This window comes from Ruminococcus sp. AM31-15AC, from assembly GCF_003462045.1.
GTDB classification, from domain to species: Bacteria; Bacillota; Clostridia; order Oscillospirales; family Ruminococcaceae; genus Hominimerdicola; species Hominimerdicola aceti.
The window spans coordinates 55,063-73,719 of the sequence record NZ_QTYG01000011.1; the positions used below are offsets into that span (position 1 = coordinate 55,063).

The 18,657-nt window shown below is 44.8% G+C and carries 35 protein-coding genes and 1 pseudogene; 3 read left to right on the plus strand and 33 right to left on the minus strand.

Translation table 11 applies throughout. The features are described 5' to 3' along the window. Window positions 1–41: 41 nt before the first annotated feature. Genes DW793_RS05005 through DW793_RS05015 form a run of 3 tightly spaced genes read left to right on the plus strand, consistent with a single transcriptional unit; the run spans window position 42 to window position 1,328 of the window. Window positions 42–275, plus strand: coding sequence for a hypothetical protein (locus tag DW793_RS05005; RefSeq protein ID WP_038672626.1), 234 nt, complete (start codon window positions 42–44; stop codon window positions 273–275). Then, window positions 272–469, plus strand: a complete 198-nt coding sequence (locus DW793_RS05010; RefSeq protein ID WP_038672628.1) for a hypothetical protein — start codon at window positions 272–274, stop codon at window positions 467–469. The genes DW793_RS05005 and DW793_RS05010 overlap by 4 nt, the downstream gene beginning before the upstream one ends. Next, window positions 456–1,328, plus strand: a complete 873-nt coding sequence (locus DW793_RS05015; RefSeq protein WP_118157257.1) for a glycoside hydrolase family 25 protein — start codon at window positions 456–458, stop codon at window positions 1,326–1,328. Before DW793_RS05010 ends, DW793_RS05015 begins: the two co-directional genes overlap by 14 nt. Window positions 1,329–1,458: 130 nt before the next feature. On the opposite strand, the pseudogene rplQ reads toward DW793_RS05015, so the two are convergent. From rplQ to DW793_RS05180, 33 genes and pseudogenes are all read right to left on the minus strand, one after another. Further along, a pseudogene (gene rplQ, locus DW793_RS05020) lies at window positions 1,459–1,798 on the minus strand (50S ribosomal protein L17). A gap of 18 nt (window positions 1,799–1,816) precedes the next feature. Further along, complete coding sequence (locus tag DW793_RS05025) at window positions 1,817–2,776, minus strand: DNA-directed RNA polymerase subunit alpha (protein WP_022286969.1); 960 nt, start codon at window positions 2,774–2,776, stop codon at window positions 1,817–1,819. A gap of 131 nt (window positions 2,777–2,907) precedes the next feature. Beyond that, on the minus strand, window positions 2,908–3,504 hold the full coding sequence (gene rpsD, locus DW793_RS05030) for a 30S ribosomal protein S4 (protein WP_022286970.1): 597 nt from the start codon (window positions 3,502–3,504) through the stop codon (window positions 2,908–2,910). 92 nt (window positions 3,505–3,596) lie between these two features. Further along, the gene (gene rpsK, locus DW793_RS05035) at window positions 3,597–3,995 is read right to left on the minus strand and encodes a 30S ribosomal protein S11 (RefSeq protein ID WP_022286971.1); all 399 of its coding nucleotides are present in this window, start codon (window positions 3,993–3,995) and stop codon (window positions 3,597–3,599) included. A 14-nt stretch (window positions 3,996–4,009) separates the two neighbouring features. Further along, entirely contained in the window at window positions 4,010–4,378 is a 369-nt protein-coding gene (gene rpsM / locus DW793_RS05040) for a 30S ribosomal protein S13 (protein ID WP_022286972.1), read from the minus strand. Window positions 4,379–4,407: 29 nt separating this feature from the next. Then, window positions 4,408–4,521, minus strand: a complete 114-nt coding sequence (gene rpmJ, locus DW793_RS05045; protein WP_022286973.1) for a 50S ribosomal protein L36 — start codon at window positions 4,519–4,521, stop codon at window positions 4,408–4,410. A gap of 60 nt (window positions 4,522–4,581) precedes the next feature. After that, a complete protein-coding gene (infA, locus tag DW793_RS05050) occupies window positions 4,582–4,800 on the minus strand; it encodes a translation initiation factor IF-1 (RefSeq protein WP_022286974.1) in 219 nt (72 codons plus the stop codon). After that, complete coding sequence (locus tag DW793_RS05055; protein WP_022286975.1) at window positions 4,800–5,099, minus strand: KOW domain-containing RNA-binding protein; 300 nt, start codon at window positions 5,097–5,099, stop codon at window positions 4,800–4,802. Before DW793_RS05055 ends, infA begins: the two co-directional genes overlap by 1 nt. Continuing rightward, a complete protein-coding gene (map, locus tag DW793_RS05060; RefSeq protein ID WP_118157258.1) occupies window positions 5,096–5,842 on the minus strand; it encodes a type I methionyl aminopeptidase in 747 nt (248 codons plus the stop codon). Before map ends, DW793_RS05055 begins: the two co-directional genes overlap by 4 nt. Before the next feature lie 16 nt (window positions 5,843–5,858). Beyond that, window positions 5,859–6,491, minus strand: a complete 633-nt coding sequence (locus DW793_RS05065) for an adenylate kinase (RefSeq protein WP_022286977.1) — start codon at window positions 6,489–6,491, stop codon at window positions 5,859–5,861. A gap of 38 nt (window positions 6,492–6,529) precedes the next feature. Continuing rightward, complete coding sequence (gene secY, locus DW793_RS05070; RefSeq protein WP_117877703.1) at window positions 6,530–7,825, minus strand: preprotein translocase subunit SecY; 1,296 nt, start codon at window positions 7,823–7,825, stop codon at window positions 6,530–6,532. A gap of 2 nt (window positions 7,826–7,827) precedes the next feature. After that, window positions 7,828–8,268, minus strand: a complete 441-nt coding sequence (gene rplO / locus DW793_RS05075; RefSeq protein WP_022286979.1) for a 50S ribosomal protein L15 — start codon at window positions 8,266–8,268, stop codon at window positions 7,828–7,830. A gap of 15 nt (window positions 8,269–8,283) precedes the next feature. After that, entirely contained in the window at window positions 8,284–8,460 is a 177-nt protein-coding gene (gene rpmD / locus DW793_RS05080; protein ID WP_022286980.1) for a 50S ribosomal protein L30, read from the minus strand. Window positions 8,461–8,474: 14 nt separating this feature from the next. Further along, window positions 8,475–8,975 carry a 30S ribosomal protein S5 gene (gene rpsE / locus DW793_RS05085; protein ID WP_022286981.1) on the minus strand — a complete coding sequence of 167 codons (501 nt, stop codon included), beginning with the start codon at window positions 8,973–8,975 and terminating at the stop codon, window positions 8,475–8,477. A 15-nt stretch (window positions 8,976–8,990) separates the two neighbouring features. Continuing rightward, entirely contained in the window at window positions 8,991–9,350 is a 360-nt protein-coding gene (rplR, locus tag DW793_RS05090; protein ID WP_022286982.1) for a 50S ribosomal protein L18, read from the minus strand. 18 nt (window positions 9,351–9,368) lie between these two features. Continuing rightward, window positions 9,369–9,920: a 50S ribosomal protein L6 gene (gene rplF / locus DW793_RS05095; RefSeq protein ID WP_117897935.1), complete on the minus strand. Its 552-nt coding sequence runs from the start codon at window positions 9,918–9,920 to the stop codon at window positions 9,369–9,371. A 13-nt stretch (window positions 9,921–9,933) separates the two neighbouring features. Then, the gene (rpsH, locus tag DW793_RS05100; protein WP_022286984.1) at window positions 9,934–10,332 is read right to left on the minus strand and encodes a 30S ribosomal protein S8; all 399 of its coding nucleotides are present in this window, start codon (window positions 10,330–10,332) and stop codon (window positions 9,934–9,936) included. Window positions 10,333–10,348: 16 nt separating this feature from the next. Then, window positions 10,349–10,534 carry a type Z 30S ribosomal protein S14 gene (locus DW793_RS05105; protein ID WP_022286985.1) on the minus strand — a complete coding sequence of 62 codons (186 nt, stop codon included), beginning with the start codon at window positions 10,532–10,534 and terminating at the stop codon, window positions 10,349–10,351. Between the two features lie 14 nt (window positions 10,535–10,548). After that, window positions 10,549–11,091, minus strand: a complete 543-nt coding sequence (rplE, locus tag DW793_RS05110; RefSeq protein WP_022286986.1) for a 50S ribosomal protein L5 — start codon at window positions 11,089–11,091, stop codon at window positions 10,549–10,551. Between the two features lie 16 nt (window positions 11,092–11,107). After that, a complete protein-coding gene (gene rplX / locus DW793_RS05115) occupies window positions 11,108–11,431 on the minus strand; it encodes a 50S ribosomal protein L24 (RefSeq protein ID WP_118157259.1) in 324 nt (107 codons plus the stop codon). A gap of 17 nt (window positions 11,432–11,448) precedes the next feature. Continuing rightward, the gene (rplN, locus tag DW793_RS05120; protein ID WP_022286988.1) at window positions 11,449–11,817 is read right to left on the minus strand and encodes a 50S ribosomal protein L14; all 369 of its coding nucleotides are present in this window, start codon (window positions 11,815–11,817) and stop codon (window positions 11,449–11,451) included. Between the two features lie 73 nt (window positions 11,818–11,890). Then, window positions 11,891–12,151: a 30S ribosomal protein S17 gene (gene rpsQ / locus DW793_RS05125; protein WP_022286989.1), complete on the minus strand. Its 261-nt coding sequence runs from the start codon at window positions 12,149–12,151 to the stop codon at window positions 11,891–11,893. Window positions 12,152–12,172: 21 nt separating this feature from the next. Beyond that, a complete protein-coding gene (gene rpmC, locus DW793_RS05130) occupies window positions 12,173–12,370 on the minus strand; it encodes a 50S ribosomal protein L29 (protein WP_022286990.1) in 198 nt (65 codons plus the stop codon). Beyond that, the gene (gene rplP / locus DW793_RS05135) at window positions 12,370–12,801 is read right to left on the minus strand and encodes a 50S ribosomal protein L16 (protein ID WP_022286991.1); all 432 of its coding nucleotides are present in this window, start codon (window positions 12,799–12,801) and stop codon (window positions 12,370–12,372) included. Before rplP ends, rpmC begins: the two co-directional genes overlap by 1 nt. After that, window positions 12,801–13,583 (minus strand): 30S ribosomal protein S3, encoded by a 783-nt coding sequence (gene rpsC, locus DW793_RS05140; protein WP_022286992.1) that lies wholly within the window; start codon window positions 13,581–13,583, stop codon window positions 12,801–12,803. Before rpsC ends, rplP begins: the two co-directional genes overlap by 1 nt. Before the next feature lie 20 nt (window positions 13,584–13,603). Continuing rightward, window positions 13,604–13,939, minus strand: coding sequence for a 50S ribosomal protein L22 (gene rplV, locus DW793_RS05145; RefSeq protein ID WP_022286993.1), 336 nt, complete (start codon window positions 13,937–13,939; stop codon window positions 13,604–13,606). A gap of 19 nt (window positions 13,940–13,958) precedes the next feature. Then, entirely contained in the window at window positions 13,959–14,240 is a 282-nt protein-coding gene (gene rpsS / locus DW793_RS05150) for a 30S ribosomal protein S19 (protein WP_022286994.1), read from the minus strand. Window positions 14,241–14,263: 23 nt separating this feature from the next. After that, a complete protein-coding gene (gene rplB / locus DW793_RS05155; RefSeq protein ID WP_022286995.1) occupies window positions 14,264–15,097 on the minus strand; it encodes a 50S ribosomal protein L2 in 834 nt (277 codons plus the stop codon). Window positions 15,098–15,290: 193 nt separating this feature from the next. Further along, a complete protein-coding gene (gene rplW / locus DW793_RS05160) occupies window positions 15,291–15,581 on the minus strand; it encodes a 50S ribosomal protein L23 (protein WP_038672640.1) in 291 nt (96 codons plus the stop codon). Beyond that, complete coding sequence (gene rplD, locus DW793_RS05165) at window positions 15,581–16,204, minus strand: 50S ribosomal protein L4 (RefSeq protein ID WP_038672642.1); 624 nt, start codon at window positions 16,202–16,204, stop codon at window positions 15,581–15,583. Before rplD ends, rplW begins: the two co-directional genes overlap by 1 nt. Window positions 16,205–16,221: 17 nt before the next feature. After that, the gene (gene rplC / locus DW793_RS05170) at window positions 16,222–16,857 is read right to left on the minus strand and encodes a 50S ribosomal protein L3 (protein WP_022286998.1); all 636 of its coding nucleotides are present in this window, start codon (window positions 16,855–16,857) and stop codon (window positions 16,222–16,224) included. A 94-nt stretch (window positions 16,858–16,951) separates the two neighbouring features. Continuing rightward, entirely contained in the window at window positions 16,952–17,266 is a 315-nt protein-coding gene (rpsJ, locus tag DW793_RS05175) for a 30S ribosomal protein S10 (RefSeq protein ID WP_022286999.1), read from the minus strand. Window positions 17,267–17,877: 611 nt separating this feature from the next. Continuing rightward, window positions 17,878–18,537 (minus strand): hypothetical protein, encoded by a 660-nt coding sequence (locus tag DW793_RS05180; RefSeq protein WP_118157260.1) that lies wholly within the window; start codon window positions 18,535–18,537, stop codon window positions 17,878–17,880. Window positions 18,538–18,657 lie beyond the last annotated feature (120 nt).

Sequence of the window (18,657 nt, forward strand, 5' to 3'; positions counted from 1 at the left end):
ACAAAACACCTCTTTTTCGGGATAAGTAGGAGGTGATAAACATGGAAGCAGTTATAGCAGCGTTCATAGCGGCGGCCGCCAGCATAGCCTGCCAGCTTATAATAGCTCGTTCGGGAGCTAAAGAAAACAAAAAATCACAGGAAGCCACCGAACGGCTTATTATATATAGAATAGATAGGCTGGAACAAACAGTTTCCGAGCATAACGCACTTATCTCAAGAATGGCGGCAGCGGAACAAAAGATAACAGACATGGAAAGGGAGAGATATTCATGAAAGAAAAACTCGCAAAGCTCATTGACGTAAAATCGCTTGTCACACTGCTTATGACAAGCGTGTTCTGTATCCTCACGCTGAAAGGGATAGTCAGCGGAGAGCAGTTCATCACAGTTTTCACCGTGGTGATATCATTTTACTTTGGCGTACAGACGGCAAAAAAATCTGGAGGTGACGGCAATGGAAAAAGCTAAGGGCATAGACGTTTCCCATTGGCAGGGGAGAATAGATTTTGACAAGGTGAAGTCACAGGGTTACAGCTTTGTGATGATAAACGCAGGCTACGGCAAGTACATCAGTCAAAAAGACGAAAATTTCGAGAAGAACTACGCCGCCGCCAGAAAAGCTGGTCTTAATATCGGCACATACTGGTATTCCTACGCCCTCACAGAAGCCGATGCACTTGCGGAAGCGAAAACTTTTCTTGAAGCGGTCAAAGGCAAGAAGTTTGAATATCCCCTCGCCTTTGATATCGAGGACGCTTCCCAAAGTGAACTTCCAAACGCTGCCATAAACAAAATTATAGAAGCCTTCTGCGACTATCTTGAAAATAAAGGCTACTATGCGGCTGTCTACAGCTACGCAAACTTTTTCAAGCGCAAAGTATCAGACTCCGTAAAAAACCGCTACGACATTTGGGTGGCACACTTTGACGTTGCAAAGCCTGCCATATCAAACTATGGAATGTGGCAGTATACAAGCAAAGGAACTGTAAACGGTGTTTCCGACCGCTGTGATTGCAACTACGCCTACAAAGACTACCCTGCCATAATGAAGAAAAAGTGCCTTAACCTTTACCCTTCCAACGCAAAAAATCTCGATACCACTGGCTACAAAAAAGGCGATAAAGGCAATGGTGTCCTTGCACTGAAATATCTTCTTATGCTTGCAAAGAAAAAGGGTATGCACAATATCAACCTTGATAAAAACGATATTTTCGGTGCAGGTACTCAGAAAGCAGTGAACAATATACTCAAAAACCACAGCTATTCACAAAACGGCATAGCAGGCAAGAAATTCATTGACCTTTTAGGCAACGAGCTTCTAAAATAAGCACAAGCAACCGCAACAAACATAGGGACGAACTGCGTTCGCCCGCCTATACTCAAATACAAAGCCCCATATTAGCACATAAAAAGGCTGTACCCTTACGGATACAGCCTTGAATGCTATGCAAAATTTATTAAACCAACTGAATGATAGCCATTTCAGCAGCGTCGCCACGACGTGGTCCGATCTTGATGATCTTTGTATAGCCGCCGTTTCTGCCTCATATGAGGTGCAATGTTGTCAAACAGCTTCTTAGCTACGTCTTCCTTAGTTACATAAGAAAGTACCTGACGCTTTGAGTGAAGGTCGCCTGCCTTGCCGAGAGTAATCATTTTCTCAGTCATAGCAGCAACTTCCTTAGCTCTTGTTACAGTGGTTTCAATCTTACCGTTTTCGAGAAGATAAGTAACCATAGCTCTGAGCATTGCTTTTCTCTGGTCGCTAGTTCTTCCCAGCTTTCTTGTGCCTGGCATAGATTTTCACTCCTTACTTTAATTATCGTCCTCTGAATTAAGGTCGTAACCCAATGAATGAAGCTTTTCCTTGACCTCGTCGAATGACTTCTTACCAAGGTTTCTTACCTTCATCATTTCTTCAGCAGACTTTTCAATCAAATCGTTAACCGTGTTAATTCCTGCACGCTTCAGACAGTTAAATGAACGCACAGATAAGTCAAGTTCCTCAATGGTCATCTCAAGGATCTTTTCCTTGCCCTTTTCATCCTTTTCAACCATCATCTCTACAACGTTAGTCTCTTCTGAGAGATCAACAAAGAGATTCAGATGCTCGTTGAGGAGTTTGGCTGCCATTGATACAGCTTCCTTAGCGGAGATAGTACCGTCGGTCCAAACCTCCAATGTCAGCTTATCAAAATCGGTGATCTGTCCAACACGGGTGTTGTCAACCGTGAAGTTCACCTTTAATACAGGCGTATAAATACTGTCTACTGCAATAACACCAATAGGGGCGTTAGGCATAAGCGCCTTGTTCTTTTCCGCAGAAACATATCCACGACCTCTGTCGATGACAATTTCCATATAAAGCTTTGCGCCCGGTCCCAAAGTTGCAATGTGCATATCAGGAACAAGAATGTCCACCTCAGAATCTGTCTTGATGTCGCCGGCAGTGACAACGCACTCGCCCTCGGCCTCAATGTAGATAGTCTTAGGACCCTCGCCGTAAAGCTTTGCAGTTAAACCCTTGAGGTTAAGAATGATCTCAGTAACATCTTCCTTAACTCCGGGAATTGTTGATAGTTCGTGGTGTACACCGTCGATCTTTACCGATGTAACGGCGACGCCTGGCAAAGAGGAGAGCAGTACACGTCTCAGACTATTTCCGAGCGTAATACCATAGCCACGCTCCAGAGGCTCGAGAATAAACTTGCCGTATGTTCCGTTGCTCTTTAGCTCGGCTGTTTCGATTTCAGGCTTTTCTATTTTTTCAAGCATTTAAGACCCTCCTGTTTTCAAACTCGATTGTTTTATATGATCAATAACACATACACTTCCAAAAACATATCAAGTATTTCTCCGATACGCACTCCCGAAGAGTGCATACCGTAAGAACCACTATCAATACATTATTTAGAATACAACTCGACGATGAGGTGCTCCTCGATGTCATAGTCAAGGTCTTCCTTAACAGGCATACGAAGAACCTTAGCTGTCTGGTTGTCCTTGTTTACATCAAGCCATGTAGGAGCTGCCTTTGAAGCGTTAGCCTCAATGATCTGCTTGAACTTCTCGCTCTTCTTGCTGTTTTCCTTAAGTGAGATAACATCGCCTTCCTTGATTCTGTAAGAAGGAATGTCAACTCTCTTGCCGTTAACAAGATAATGACCGTGAACAACGAGCTGACGAGCCTCTCTTCTTGTCATTGAAAGACCCATTCTGTATACAACATTGTCAAGTCTTGACTCGAGAAGAGTAATGAGGTTAGCACCGGCCTGACCCTCCATTTTCTCAGCAAGCTCGAACAGGTGACGGAACTGCTTCTCAAGAACGCCGTAGATGAACTTGAGCTTCTGCTTTTCCTTAAGCTGCATACCGTATTCTGAAACTTTCTTTCTCTTGTTAGCGTTAGGATCACGCTTTGTTTCCTTAGCGATACCCATAACTGCTGGGCTGATTCCGAGAGATTTACATCTCTTGAGTATTGGTTCTCTATTTACTGCCATGGTAAATACCTCCGTTTTCTAAATGTTATCGGGTCTTAGCCGAATTGCTTACCCGACTTTGAGTAAACTACAAACTCAAATTGTCTTATAAACTATACACGTCTTCTCTTTGGAGGACGGCATCCATTGTGAGGGATCGGAGTTACATCCTTGATAAGTCTAACTTCAAGATCCTCAGACTGCAAAGCTCTGATTGCAGCCTCACGGCCAGCACCAGGTCCCTTTACAAAAACTTCAACTGTCTTAAGGCCATGCTCCTTAGCAGCTCTTGCAGCAGTTTCAGCAGCTGTCTGAGCAGCGAATGGAGTAGACTTCTTAGAACCTCTGAAGCCGAGTCCGCCGGCAGATGCCCAAGAAATAGCATTGCCCTGCATATCTGTAATAGTTACGATAGTGTTGTTAAAAGTAGACTGGATATGAACCTGTCCCTGTTCAATGTTCTTTCTTTCACGACGACGACGAATAGTAGTCTTCTTCTTAGCCTGAGCCATTGTTCACACCCTCCTTACTTCTTCTTATTAGCGATTGTCTTTACAGGACCCTTACGAGTTCTTGCGTTGGTCTTTGTTCTCTGACCTCTAACTGGGAGACCTCTTCTGTGACGAAGACCACGATAACAACCGATTTCTGTCAATCTCTTGATATTGAGCGCAACATTTCTTCTGAGGTCACCCTCAACAGTGATGTTATGGTCAATATATTCACGCAATTTAGCTACATCGTCCTCAGACATATCCTTAACTCTTGTGTCAGGATTTACGCCTGTTTCATTAAGAATCTTAGTAGCAGTTTTCTGACCTATACCATAGATATAAGTAAGAGCAATTTCAATTCTCTTATCCTTTGGCAGGTCGATACCAGCAATACGAGCCATTATTTAGCTGCACCTCCATTATTGGTTTGTTAGCCCTGACGTTGTTTGTGCTTAGGATTCTGGCAGATTACCATAACCTTGCCTTTTCTCTTGATTACCTTGCACTTCTCGCAGATAGGCTTAACTGAAGGTCTTACTTTCATTGAAATACCTCCTTTGAATTTAGCGACAAGAATTAAAAATTCTTAAACTTACGGGAAAGCTTACTTAGCTCTCCATGTGATTCTTCCCTTTGTCAAGTCATACGGTGACATTTCGACCGTTACCTTATCTCCGGGTACGATACGAATATAATTCATACGCAGCTTACCCGAAATATGAGCAAGGATTTTATGACCGTTTGAAAGTTCTACCAGAAACGTTGCATTTGGCTTAGCCTCAATTACCGTTCCCTCAAGTTCGATAACGTCTTCCTTTGACATTAAAAAACCTCCCCATCTAAAAGGTTTTGGTCTGCTGTAACACGGTTTGGGTCAAAACCTTGTATCAGCCGTCTTAATTTCCTGTTTGTCAGCTCATCAGTGCTGATGTTGACGCCCGCAGGTGAAATGTGTTTTATGTTTTTACGCTTTGGCTTTTCAAGCTTACGCTCCTTGCCGTCTGCGATATACACAAAACCGCCGCTGGCAGCTACCGCAACAAAATATCTGCCCTTATCACGGCCTGCGTTCGCAAGCACCACTGAACCGATCGGTATATCTACAACGCTTTTCTCCGTCATACTTTGGTCAGGATAACTGCCCCGTCAGGAGTAACTGCGATTGTATGCTCAAAATGAGCCGCCCACTTTCCGTCTTTTGTCTTGACAGTCCAACCGTCAGGCATTGTCTTGATATCAGCCGTACCCATGTTTATCATAGGCTCTATGGCTATTACCATACCTGCCACAAGTCTGATGCCGTGACCAGCCTTGCCATAGTTTGGAACTTCCGGATCTTCGTGCAGGTTTTTGCCCACACCGTGACCTACGAACTGTCTTACAACGGAGTAGCCGTTGTCCTCATTGTATTTCTGAATCGCCGCACCCAGGTCGCCAAGTCTAACGCCCGGCTTTACCATATCTATTGCAAGATACAGACTTTCTTCGGTGGACTTCATCAGAGCCTCTGCTTCAGGGGAAATCTTGCCTACAGCAAAGGTCTTGCAGGAATCTCCGTGATAGCCGTCAATGTAAGCACCAACGTCTACTGAAACTATGTCGCCCTCGCAAAGCTTGCGTGGACCGGGGATACCATGGATTATCTCATCGTTGACGGAAATGCAGGCTGAGCCTGGAAATCCGCCGTAGCCAAGGAAGCTTGGCTTTGCACCATGAGAAGTGATATATCTGTGAACGACTTTATCAAGCTCGTAGGTAGTCATACCTGGTCTGATAGCCTCGCCCACAGCGATCAATGCTCCGGCGGTTATTGCGCCCGCCTTCTGCATTTTCTCGATCTCTTTATTGGATTTAACGCATATCATTAAAAACGCCTCGGATCTATGCCTTAACAGCTTCGAGAACAAGCTTTGAAGTGTCCTCTACCTTATCCTGTCCCTCAACGGTAACGAGCTTACCCTGCTTACCGTAGTAATCTTTAAGAGGAGCGGTTGATTTGTGATATGTCTGAAGTCTGCTGATAACTGTTGCAGGCTCGTCGTCCTTACGGATAACGATCGGCTTTCCGCAAACATCACACACGCCCTCTACCTTTGAAGGCTTGAAAGCTGTGTGGTAAGTAGCGCCACAGTCGAGGCAAACTCTTCTGCCTGAAAGTCTCTGCTGAATAGTCTCGTCAGGAACATATATCTCTATGACCTTGTCTATCTTAACGCCCATAGCGTCAAGAGCCTCAGCCTGAGGAACTGTTCTTGGAAAACCGTCCAGAATGAAACCGTTCTGAGCGTCAGGCTCAGCGATCCTGTCCTTGAGGATACCAATTACGATATCGTCTGATACAAGGTCGCCTGCGTCCATAGCAGCCTTAGCCTTGAGACCGTACTCAGTGCCAGCCTTAACAGCAGCTCTGAGCATATTGCCTGTAGAAATAGTAGGAATGTTCAGAGCCTTGCAGATAACCTCAGCCTGAGTTCCTTTTCCCGCACCGGGAGCGCCTAAAAGAATAATATTCATTTTTAACTCCTTTTTATCTCAAACGTAAAGCCTATGGTTTATTCAAGGAAGCCCTTATGATGACGCATCATCATCTGAGATTCCATAGTTCTTGCAGTTTCAAGAGCAACTGATACAACGATGAGTATCGAAGTACCGCCCATTGCAATATTCATCTTTGTGATCGAAGTGAAGATAATAGGGAAGATAGCGATTATTCCGAGGAACACAGCTCCTACCAAAGTTATCTTTGACAGAACCTTCTTAAGATAATCGGAAGTTGGTCTACCAGGTCTGATACCAGGGATACCACCGTTGTTCTGTCTGAGGTTGTTTGCGATCTCAAGTGGATTATACTGCATTGAAACATAGAAATAGTTGAAGCCGATTATCAGCACAAAGTACAGACAAGCGTAGAACGGATGAGTGTACTCGAACCAGTGAAGGAAGTGATCGTAGAAGCTTCCGCTCTTTGGTTCAATGAACATTTTGAGTGTTGAAGGCAGTGACATGAAAGCCATTGCAAAGATGATAGGCATAACGCCGCTCATTGCGATCTTGATCGGAATAAAAGTATTCTGACCGCCGTACTGTTTTCTGCCGACTACTCTCTTAGCGTACTGTATCGGTATTCTTCTTTCAGCCTCGTTCATAAAGATGATAAAGCCTATCATCAGAATGAATACAACAAGGATAGCAATTACGAGAATGATGTTCTTAGCCTCGCCTGTCTTCATGTAATCGAACAGACCGATAACTGCTGAAGGACCTCTTGCAATGATACCTGCGAACAGGAGCATTGAGATACCGTTTCCGATACCCTTCTCGTTGATCTCATCACCGAGCCAGATCGTCAGTGACGCACCTGCTGTAAAGCAAGCGATAATAACTATCTCTGCGAATATCTTGCTAAAGCCCTCTGTGTAAACACAAGCACCCGCTTTCTTCATGGTGAGGTAATATGCCCACGCCTGGAAGATAGCAATAGCAAGTGACGCATACTTTGTTATCTTGTTGAGTTTCTTTCTACCCTCAGGACCTTCCTTCTGGAGTCTTTCCAGCGGTGGGAGAGCGTAGGTCAGAAGCTGAATGATAATTTGTGCATTGATATAAGGTGAAACGGAGAGCGCCAAGAGAGTAGCTTTTGAAAAGTTACCTCCTGACAGAACGTTCAGATAGCTGAAAAAGTCACCTGACGAAGCACTCTGTTCAAACCATGCTGACAATGCGGCTGAGTCAAGGTAAGGTACAGGAACTGTACCGCCGACTCTGTAGATGATGATGATGAAAAAAGTAAATAGAAGTTTTTTTCTTAATTCCGGAACTCTCCAGGCATTACGAAATGTCTCTATCACAATTACATCACCTCAACCTTCCCGCCTGCCTTTTCAATCTTTTCCTTAGCAGCTGCTGAGAACTTAGCAGCCTTAACGGTAAGGTTTTTAGTTAATTCGCCGTTTCCGAGGATCTTGACGCCGTCAAGTTCCTTCTTGATGATGCCTGAAGCTTTAAGAAGCTCAGTATCAACAACTGTGCCGTCAACAAATCTATCAAGATCAGATACATTTACGATAGCATACTTTGTTGCGAAAATATTGTTGAATCCACGCTTAGGGATTCTTCTTGCGAGCATTGTCTGTCCGCCTTCAAAGCCCGGTCTTATTCCGCCGCCGGAACGAGCCTTCTGACCCTTATGTCCCTTGCCTGCGGTCTTTCCGTTACCAGAACCGTGACCTCTGCCCTTGCGCTTGCTCTCCTTTACGGAGCCTGCAACAGGTGATAATTCGTGCAGTTTCATTCAGATTGCACCTCCTTATGCTTCAGTTACTTTAATAAGATGGGAGATAACCTTTACCTTTCCCTTTGTCTGAGGATTGTCAGGCTGACAAGTCTTATCCCCGATTTTTCTGAGACCCAGTGAATTAGCGGTAGCGACCTGCTTATCGCTTCTTCCGTTAAGGCTCTTTATCAGTTCGATGTTTATTGCCATAACTGTTATCCTCCTTAGCCTGTAATTTCTTTAACTGTCTTGCCTCTGAGAGCTGCTACTGTTTCAGCGCTTCTGATGTTAGCAAGACCGCTTATTGTAGCTCTTACTGCGTTGTAAGGATTGTTTGAACGGAGCTGCTTAGCTCTGATATCCTTAATTCCAGCAGCTTCTACAACGGCTCTTACTGTGCCGCCTGCGATAACTCCAGTACCTGGTGCTGCAGGCTTGAGAAGAACCTCGCCTGCACCGAACTTACCGATAATTTCGTGTGGGATCGTTGTTCCCTTAAGTGAAATTCTGATAAGGTTCTTCTTGGCGTCCTGGATTGCCTTTCTGATTGCGTCAGGAACTTCTCCTGATTTACCGATTCCGAAACCTACTACTCCGTTTCCGTCGCCTACTACTACGAGGACTGAGAACTTCATTATACGGCCGCCCTTAACAGTCTTTGATACTCTGTTAATTGCAACGACCTTTTCAGTAAGTTCCATGTTTGAAGCATCTATTAAAGCCAATGTTTACCCTCCTCTTTAGAACTTAAGTCCGCCTTCACGGGCTCCGTCTGCCAACTCCTGAACACGTCCGTGGTAAAGGTAGCCGCCTCTGTCGAATACGACATTCTCGATGCCCTTTGCCTTAGCCGCCTGAGCGATCATTTCGCCGACCTTACGAGCGCCTTCCTTGTTGCCGCCGTTGCCTTCAAAGTCCTTGGACATTGAGGAAGCGCTGCAAAGTGTTACGCCGTTTACGTCGTCGATAACCTGTGCATAAATATGCTTAGAGGAGCGGAATACGTTGAGGCGAGGACAATCAGCTGTTCCGTTGATCTTGTTGCGGACTCTCTGATGTCTTTTTGCTCTTGCCTTAGCCTTGTCAAGCTTTTTAACCATAGTAATTCTCTCCTTTTATTACTTCTTGCTGCCCTTACCAGCCTTACCTTCCTTACGGATAACATACTCGCCTTCGTAACGAATACCTTTACCCTTATAAGGCTCTGGTGGACGCTTCTCACGGATCTCACAAGCAAACTGACCTACTTCCTGCTTGTCGCAACCTGAAATTACGATGTGGTTTGCGTCAGGTACATCGATCTTGATAGTATCTGTTTCAGGTACGATTACCTGATGAGAAAAACCAAGGTTGAGAACAAGGTTCTTACCCTGCTTCTGTGCTCTGTAACCTACACCAACGATCTCAAGCTTCTTTGCGAAACCCTCTGTAACACCCTCTACCATGTTGTGTACGAGTGTTCTTGTCAGACCGTGCAGTGACTTGTGGAGCTTATCCTCTGAAGGACGCTCTACTGTGATCACGCCGTCTGCACACTTTATGATCATATCCTTGTGGAACTCTTTTGTGAGTGAACCCTTAGGACCCTTTACTGTAACTACGTTTCCGTCTGCAACAGTAACCTCTACACCTGCAGGAACACTAATTGGCTTAATACCTATTCTTGACATAACTTAGTCCTCCTTACCAGATGAATGCGAGAACTTCTCCGCCGACATTCAGCTCTCTAGCCTTCTTGTCTGTGATAACGCCCTTTGAAGTAGATACGATAGCAATGCCAAGACCCTTTATAACCTTTGGCATATCCTCGCAGCTTGCGTAAATTCTCAGACCAGGCTTTGATACTCTTCTGAGTCCTGTGATGACTGGATTTCTGTTCTCGTCATATTTAAGAGTAATTCTAATGATACCCTGCTTACCGTCTTCAATGATCTTGAAGTCCTTAACGTATCCTTCGTCTACGAGGATCTGTGTGATCGACTTCTTCATATTAGATGCAGGAACGTCAACTGTTGCGTGCTTCGCAGTACTTGCGTTACGGATTCTTGTAAGAAGATCCGCTATTGTATCAGTAATTTGCATGCGTGTTAACCTCCTTTTACCAACTAGCCTTCTTAACTCCCGGAATCTTACCCTCGTGAGCCAACTCTCTGAAACAAATACGGCAAACGCCGAACTTTCTCAGATAAGCGTGAGGTCTTCCGCAGATCTTACATCTGTTGTAAGCACGAGTGGAATATTTAGGCGTAGCCTGCTGTTTGTTGATCATAGCCTTCTTAGCCATTTTTTATCCTCCTCTTACTTATCAGCAAATGGAGCACCCATAAGTGAAAGCAGCTCCTTTGCCTCTTCATCAGTTTTTGCAGTTGTGATAAAGTTGATATCCATACCACGAACCTTATCTATCTTATCGTATTCGATCTCAGGGAAGATCAGCTGCTCCTTAAGACCAGTAGAGTAGTTGCCTCTGCCGTCGAAAGAGTTAGGGTTGATACCTCTGAAATCTCTTACACGAGGAAATGCTACGTTGAAAAGTCTGTCAACGAATTCATACATTTTCTCAGCTCTCAGTGTTACCTTAACACCGATGATCTGTCCGTCTCTGAGCTTGAAGTTAGCAACGGACTTCTTTGCCTTACAAACGATCGGCTTCTGTCCTGTGATAGCAGCCAGATCAGTCATGATAGCGTCGATAACCTTCTTGTTATCCTTATCTGCGCCGCAGCCCACGTTGATAACTACCTTATCAAGCTTTGGGATCTGCATAACGTTAGCGTATTCGAATTTCTTCATCATAGCAGGAGCTACGTCGCTAACATAATATTCTTTAAGTCTAGCCATCGTAATATCCTCCTAATTAAAATTCTTCGCCGCAGTCTGCGTTCTTGCAGACTCTAACTTTAGTACCGTCCTCAAGGAACTTATGAGCGACTCTTGTTGGCTTGCCGCACTTAGGGCAAACTGCCTGTACCTTTGAAGCGTACATTGCAGCCTCAGCCTCAACTATGCCGCCCTGCTCGCCCTGACGTCTTGGCTTAACGTGCTTTGTAGCAATGTTAAGACCCTCAACGATTACCTTTCCCTCCTTAGGGGAAACTTCCAGGATCTTGCCCTTCTTACCCTTGTCCTTACCGGAGAGGATAACGACGGTGTCGCCTGTTTTTACGTGTACCTTATTCATTGTTACGACACCTCCAATTAAAGAACTTCTGGAGCAAGTGAAAGGATCTTCATATAATCCTTCTCTCTGAGCTCCTTAGCTACTGGTCCAAATATACGAGTACCTCTTGGGTTCTTGTCTTCTTTGATAATAACAGCTGCGTTTTCGTCAAAACGGATATATGTGCCGTCTGCACGACGAAGACCCTTAGCTGAACGAACGATTACTGCTTTAACAACGTCGCCCTTTTTAACAACTCCGCCTGGTGTTGCCTTTTTAACAGAACAAACTACAACGTCACCGATGTTTGCATACTTTCTGCGTGTTCCGCCGAGTACCCTGATGCACATAAGCTCCTTTGCTCCGGAGTTATCTGCTACCTTCAGGTAAGTCTGCATTTGTATCACAGTGCGTTCCTCCTTTCAGAATTTAACGTGCGGTCGGCAGAAGTTATCTGCCACCTGCACTATTGCGTTTTAATTACTTAGCCTTCTCAAGAACGTTAACAAGACGCCATCTCTTGTCCTTTGACAGAGGTCTTGTTTCCATAACTTCAACCTTGTCGCCTATATTGCAGACATTGTTTTCGTCATGTGCCTTAAGCTTAACTGTTCTCTTGATGATCTTCTTGTAAAGTGGGTGCTGTACGTTATCCTTGATAGCAACTACGATAGTCTTATCCATCTTGTTGGAAACTACAACGCCAACTCTGGTTTTTCTCAAATTTCTCTCTTCGCTCACAGTTAATCCTCCCTTCGAAAATTACTGAACATTGGACTCTTGCTTACGAATGAATGTCTTTACACGAGCAATATCCTTCTTCACAGCCTGAAGTCTCTTAGGATTCTCCAACTGATTTACAGCGTGCTGGAAACGAAGGTTAAAAAGCTCCTGCTTGAGCTCAGCGAGTTTGCTGTTGAGCTCGTCGACTGTCATATCCTTGATTTCATTAGCCTTCATTATTGCTCACCACCCGTTTCTTGAGTATCTCTTTTAACGAACTTACACTTGATAGGCAGCTTGTGCATTGCAAGACGCATTGCTTCTCTAGCTGTCTCTTCAGGTACTCCTGCGATCTCGAACATTACTCTGCCCGGCTTAACAACGGCTACCCAATACTCAGGTGCGCCCTTACCTTTACCCATTCGAGTTCCAAGAGGCTTTCTTGTTGCAGGCTTATCTGGGAAGATCTTGATCCAAACCTGACCGCCACGCTTGATGTATCTTGTCATTGCGATACGGGCAGCTTCGATCTGATTTGATGTGATCCAAGCAGGCTGAAGAGCCTGAAGACCATACTCACCGTGAGAAACTGTGTTACCTCTCATAGCCTTTCCTGTCATACGGCCACGGTGCTGTTTTCTGAACTTAACTCTCTTTGGAAGCAGCATTACTTGTTACCTCCCTCTTTTTTAGCCTTATTGAAGTCACGCTTACCATTTCTGTTCTGGCGTCTTCTGTCGTTTGACTCTCTCTTGTCTGAAGCAGCAACTTCGCCCTTAAGAACCTCGCCTCTGTATATCCATACCTTAACGCCGATCCTACCGTAAGTTGTGTGTGCCTCAGCTGTACCATAGTCGATGTCAGCTCTGATCGTCTGAAGTGGAATTGTACCCTCGTGGTATGTTTCTGCTCTAGCGATCTCTGCACCGCCAAGACGGCCGCCGCATCTAACCTTGATACCCTTAGCGCCGAGCTTCATTGCTCTGCCGATAGACTGCTTCATTGCTCTTCTGAATGAGATTCTATCTTCAAGATCATGTGCGATCTTTTCTGCAACGAGCTGTGCATTGATGTCAGGCTGCTTTACCTCAACAATGTTGATAGCAACGCTCTTGCCGATCATCTTTTCAACGTTTGCACGGAGCTTTTCGATCTCTGCGCCGCCTCTGCCTATTACGATACCAGGCTTTGCACAGTGGATGTGGATTCTTACCTTCTGACCGCCGTCCTTATCGGCAAATCTTTCGATCTCTACTTTTGGAACGCCGGCGTATACGCACTTATCTGCTGGATTCTTTGATCTTGTATTCAGCTCTTTAAGAATGAAGTTACGAACGTTGTAATCCTCAACCAGTGTATCGCCAAAAGTACCCTTTTCTGCAAACCAGCGGGAGTCCCAATTCTTAATCACACCGACACGAAGTCCGTGTGGATTTACTTTCTGTCCCATAGTTTACCTCCTCTTTCAGCTTATTCCTTTTCCTTAAGAACGATCGTAACGTGTGATGTTCTCTTAAGGATTCTATATGCTCTGCCTTGTGCTCTTGGCATGATTCTCTTCATTATCGGTCCTGGACAAACATAGCACTCTGCAACGTAAAGGTTGTTCTTATCCATGTTATGGTTGTTCTCAGCGTTGTGAGCGGCGGACTTCAGAAGCTTCTCAAGATATTCACTTGCAGCCTTTGGTGTATGCTTTACTGTTGCCATTGCAACATCATAGTCTTTTCCTCTGATCAGATCGAGAACGATCTGTACCTTACGAGGAGCAATACGAGCATTTCTCAGAATTGCTTTTGCTTCCATTTGTATTCCTCCTTCCGCACTACTTACCGTTGTTTGAGGTCTTTGAACCTGCATGACCCTTGAATGTTCTTGTTGGAGCGAACTCTCCCAGCTTGTGACCAACCATGTCCTCTGTTACATATACAGGAACGTGCTTACGTCCGTCGTGAACTGCGAATGTGTGACCAACGAATTCAGGGAATATTGTAGAAGCTCTGCTCCATGTCTTGAGCACCTTCTTCTCGCCTGCATCGTTCATTGCCTTAACTCTCTTGTAAAGGACCTCCTGTACGTATGGTCCCTTCTTGACACTTCTACCCATTGATCATCTGCCTCCTTTCAGCATTACTTACCGTTTCTGCGTTTTACGATAAACTTATCGGAGCGATGATGCTTAGCACGGGTCTTGTATCCCATTGTAGGCTTACCCCAAGGTGTAACTGGAGTTGGTCTACCAACTGGAGCACGACCCTCACCACCACCGTGTGGGTGATCGCATGGGTTCATTACAGAACCTCTAACGGTAGGTCTCCAGCCCATATGACGCTTTCTACCTGCCTTACCGATATTTACGTTCTCATGGTCGATGTTTCCTACCTGACCGATTGTAGCCATGCAGTTTACAGGGACCTTTCTCATCTCGCCTGAAGGAAGTCTTACAAGTGCGTAGTTGTCTTCCTTACCCATGAGCTGAGCCATGTTTCCTGCTGAACGAACGAGCTGTGCGCCCTTACCAGGATAAAGCTCGATGTTGTGAATGAAAGTACCAACAGGAATGTTTATCATTGCAAGTGCATTACCAGGCTTGATGTCTGCGTCTGCGCCTGCTCTGATAACGTCACCAACCTTAAGACCATAAGGTGCGATGATGTATCTCTTCTCGCCGTCCTCATACTCTACAAGAGCAATGAATGCTGAACGGTTTGGATCGTACTCGATAGTAAGAACTGTTGCGTTCATATCGAGTTTGTTTCTCTTAAAATCAATTACACGGTATTTTCTTCTTACTCCGCCGCCTCTGTGACGAACAGTGATTCTACCGTAGCTGTTTCTACCTGAGTTCTTCTTGAGTGGCTCAAGCAGAGACTTACATGGAGCAACCTTTGAAAGCTCGGAATAATCGGTAACTGTCATACCTCTTCTGCCGGCTGTTGTAGGCTTGTAGCTCTTTATTGCCATTTGAAATTCACTCCTTATCTGAGTTTTGCGAAAAGGTCAAAGCGTTTTCACGCCAAGCGCCCTTCCATACTTACGTCCTGCGGTGAAATGATGAGCGGTCCTCGCCGCCTCGCAAGACCTTTCCGAAGGCTTCTCGGTATTCATGAAGTTCTTCGGAGCAATGCAGCCTTACGCTGCACCTCTTTTAGAGGATTTAGAACAAGCCCTCGAAGAATTCGATTGTCTTGTCACCCTCAAGAGTAACGATCGCTTTTTTCCAGTCTGGTCTGTAGCCTACGCTTCTTCCCATTCTCTTCTGCTTACCCTTAACGCTGATCGTGTTTACCTTAGCTACCTTTACGTTGAAAAGCTCTTCAACTGCCTTAGCGATCTCGATCTTGTTAGCGTCCTTAGCGACCTTGAAAGTGTATCTGTTAGCCTGAAGTCTGTCCATAGAGTCTTCAGTGATAACTGGCTTTAAAATAATATCTTGAGCAGTTCTCATTATGCGTAAACCTCCTCAATCTTCTTTACAGCCTCTGAAGAAACGATAAACTTATCATAGTTCAGAATGTCGTAAACACTGAGAGTATTTACAGTAGCTGTCTTAACGCCAGGAATGTTGGCTGCACTCTTGACAACAGTCTTGTCAGACTCTGCTGTAACGATGAGAGCCTTACCCTCAGCACCAAGTGCCTTGAGCATCTCAACAACTGCCTTTGTCTTGTAGCTCTCGAGCTTGATTGAATCAACAACTACGAGGTTCTCGTCAACGACCTTTGTTGAAAGTGCAGACTTCATACCGAGTCTTCTTTCTTTTTTATTAAGTGAATAGCTGTAATCTCTTGGCTTAGGACCGAGAGCAACACCACCGTGTACCCACTGTGGAGCTCTGATAGAACCCTGTCTTGCGTGACCTGTTCCCTTCTGTCTCCATGGCTTTCTACCACCGCCTCTTACTTCTGTTCTTGTAAGAGTTGACTGTGTGCCCTGTCTCTGGTTAGCAAGATAATTTACAACCATAGCGTGCATGATAGCCTTGTTTGGCTCGATACCGAAAATAGCATCGTTAAGCTCAGTGTCGGCAACCTTTTTGCCTGTCATATCAAATACTGAAATCTGTGACATTATGATTCCTCCTTCCACTAAGCCTTCTTAACGCAGTCGCAAATTGTAACTGTACCGTTCTTTGGTCCAGGAATTGCGCCCTTGATTGCGATAAGATTGTTTTCTGCGTCTACCTTGACGATCTCAAGATTCTGTACAGTTACCTTTACGTTACCGTACTGACCAGGCATACCCTTGCCCTTGAAGATTCTTGAAGGTGATGAACAAGCACCCATAGAACCTGCGTGTCTGTGTACAGGACCTGTACCGTGAGTTTCCTTAAGTCTTGAGTTGTTGTGACGCTTGATCGTACCGGAGAATCCGTGACCCTTGCTTGTACCGCTGACATCAACGATGTCGCCTGCAGCAAATGTGTCAGCCTTTACGATATCTCCAACATTAAGAGCTGATGTGTCAGCAAGTCTGAACTCCTTAAGAGTTCTCTTCATTGCAACGTCAGCCTTCTTGAAGTGACCCTGAAGAGGCTTGTTTACTCTCTTCGCTCTGATGTCGCCATAGCCAAGCTGAACAGCCTCATAGCCGTCATTCTCAACTGTCTTCTTCTGAACGACAACGCAAGGACCAGCTTCAACAACTGTTACAGGAATTACTTTTCCTGCTTCATCGAAAATCTGTGTCATACCGATTTTCTTACCGATGATTCCCTTTTGCATTATGTTTTCCTCCTATGTGGTTATTGGTCGGACTTGTCCGACGTGACCTGCGTGTTAAATGTTTTTTGAGATCGCACGCGATCTCATTTGGAGATTACTTGATCTCCATAACAATGTTAACGCCTGCAGGAAGTTCAAGATTTTCAAGAGCTGCTGTTGTTTCCTTTGTAGGTCTGAGCACGTCGATAAGTCTCTTGTGAGTTCTCATCTCGAACTGCTCACGGCTATCCTTGTACTTGTGTACAGCTCTGAGGATCGTGATTACCTCTTTGTCTGTAGGAAGTGGGATAGGACCTGAAACCTGTGCGCCTGAACGCTTAACAGCCTCAACGATCTTTGCTGCAGCTGCGTCTACAACCGCATGCTCGTAACCCTTGATCTTGATTCTGATCTTTTCATTGACTGCCACTTAAATCGCCTCCTTGTGCAAATTAAAAAAGTTTAGGGGGCAGCTTTCTTTCACTCAAGCCTCAGTCAATTGCGTAAATGATCGAGGCGTGCCGATCGCTTACGCAATTGACAGGTTCGAGCTTTAAAAGCTTTCTGTTGATACCCGTTTACACTCTGCCGTGTGTTCCCTGCCATTCTCATAAAAAATTCCGAAACCCACAAGGCTTTCGGACTCAGAAAACAGCGCACACAGCATCACACATACTCACGCTAAAGCAGACCTTGTCCGCTATCGCAAGAAGCATAAGCACATACTGTGTTCGGTATTAACAGTCGCCCGGTTTAAAATCGGACATACTCCACGGAAATTACCTGACCAACTGTCAGCAACCTTCCGCTTCATCGCATATCATCATCGTGTACATTAAATACACTGTGCAGTCACGCAAGTATTATTATACACTACTTTCAAGCCATTTGCAAGCGGTTACAGACAAATTACAATATAGAATTTTCGTCTATTTTCATCTATCTTTTTATACACATTGCACAATTTTCATTTGGCGTATCATTTGCCGCTACATTTTATTCATATCCTCTGCAAACGCAGTTTTATTCAGCCAAATGCACCTAAAGAGCAGCATTATGAACTGACTCACTGTCATTCAACTTTTCAAAATAATCTTTAGCCTTATTAGTATTTTCCGCCATTAGCTCTTTTATGTGGATCTGTGTATCGACCGCCTCGTCTGAGATCTCCTTGGGAACAGTTTGCTTTATTGATGCCGTATAACCTGCACCGTCCCTCGGCTGCCAACTGTCTGTCATCACCCATTCGCCGCCCTCATTTTGAAAATCTATCATTCTGCACATTGACGAGCCGCTGACATTCTCGGTGTATGAATATCTGTATCGTTCGCACAGACTCATTACATACACCTTGCAATGGGTATCGTCCACATTCTGCACGCCTAGAAGATAGTGGCTTTCCGCTAAGCAGTCATATTTATCGAAGTCATTTTTCTCTTTACCATACTCAACATTTATCACAGCATCTGATATTGCCTCATCTGTTAGCCCCTCGGGTAGGACGTGAACGACCTCCGCATCACAGCCCTTATAAATATAGTGTCCTCCAATTCCATGAGTTCTGTAATAAAACAGCACGAACTTTGCCCCTAAAACTATAAACAGCGCCGTTATCAACGCAAGAAATATTATAAGCTTTACATACACCTTCTTTTTCGGCTCTTCATAAGCTGCGTTTGTTTCTTTATTTGCATCGTTCATATTAAGCACCCCTTTGGTATGATATTAGCATAGTCCAAACTGCTGACTACAGTGGTGACAGGCTATGCTTATTTTGATATAATAAGAAGGTAATGGACTGACGGTCACCCCCTTAGAACT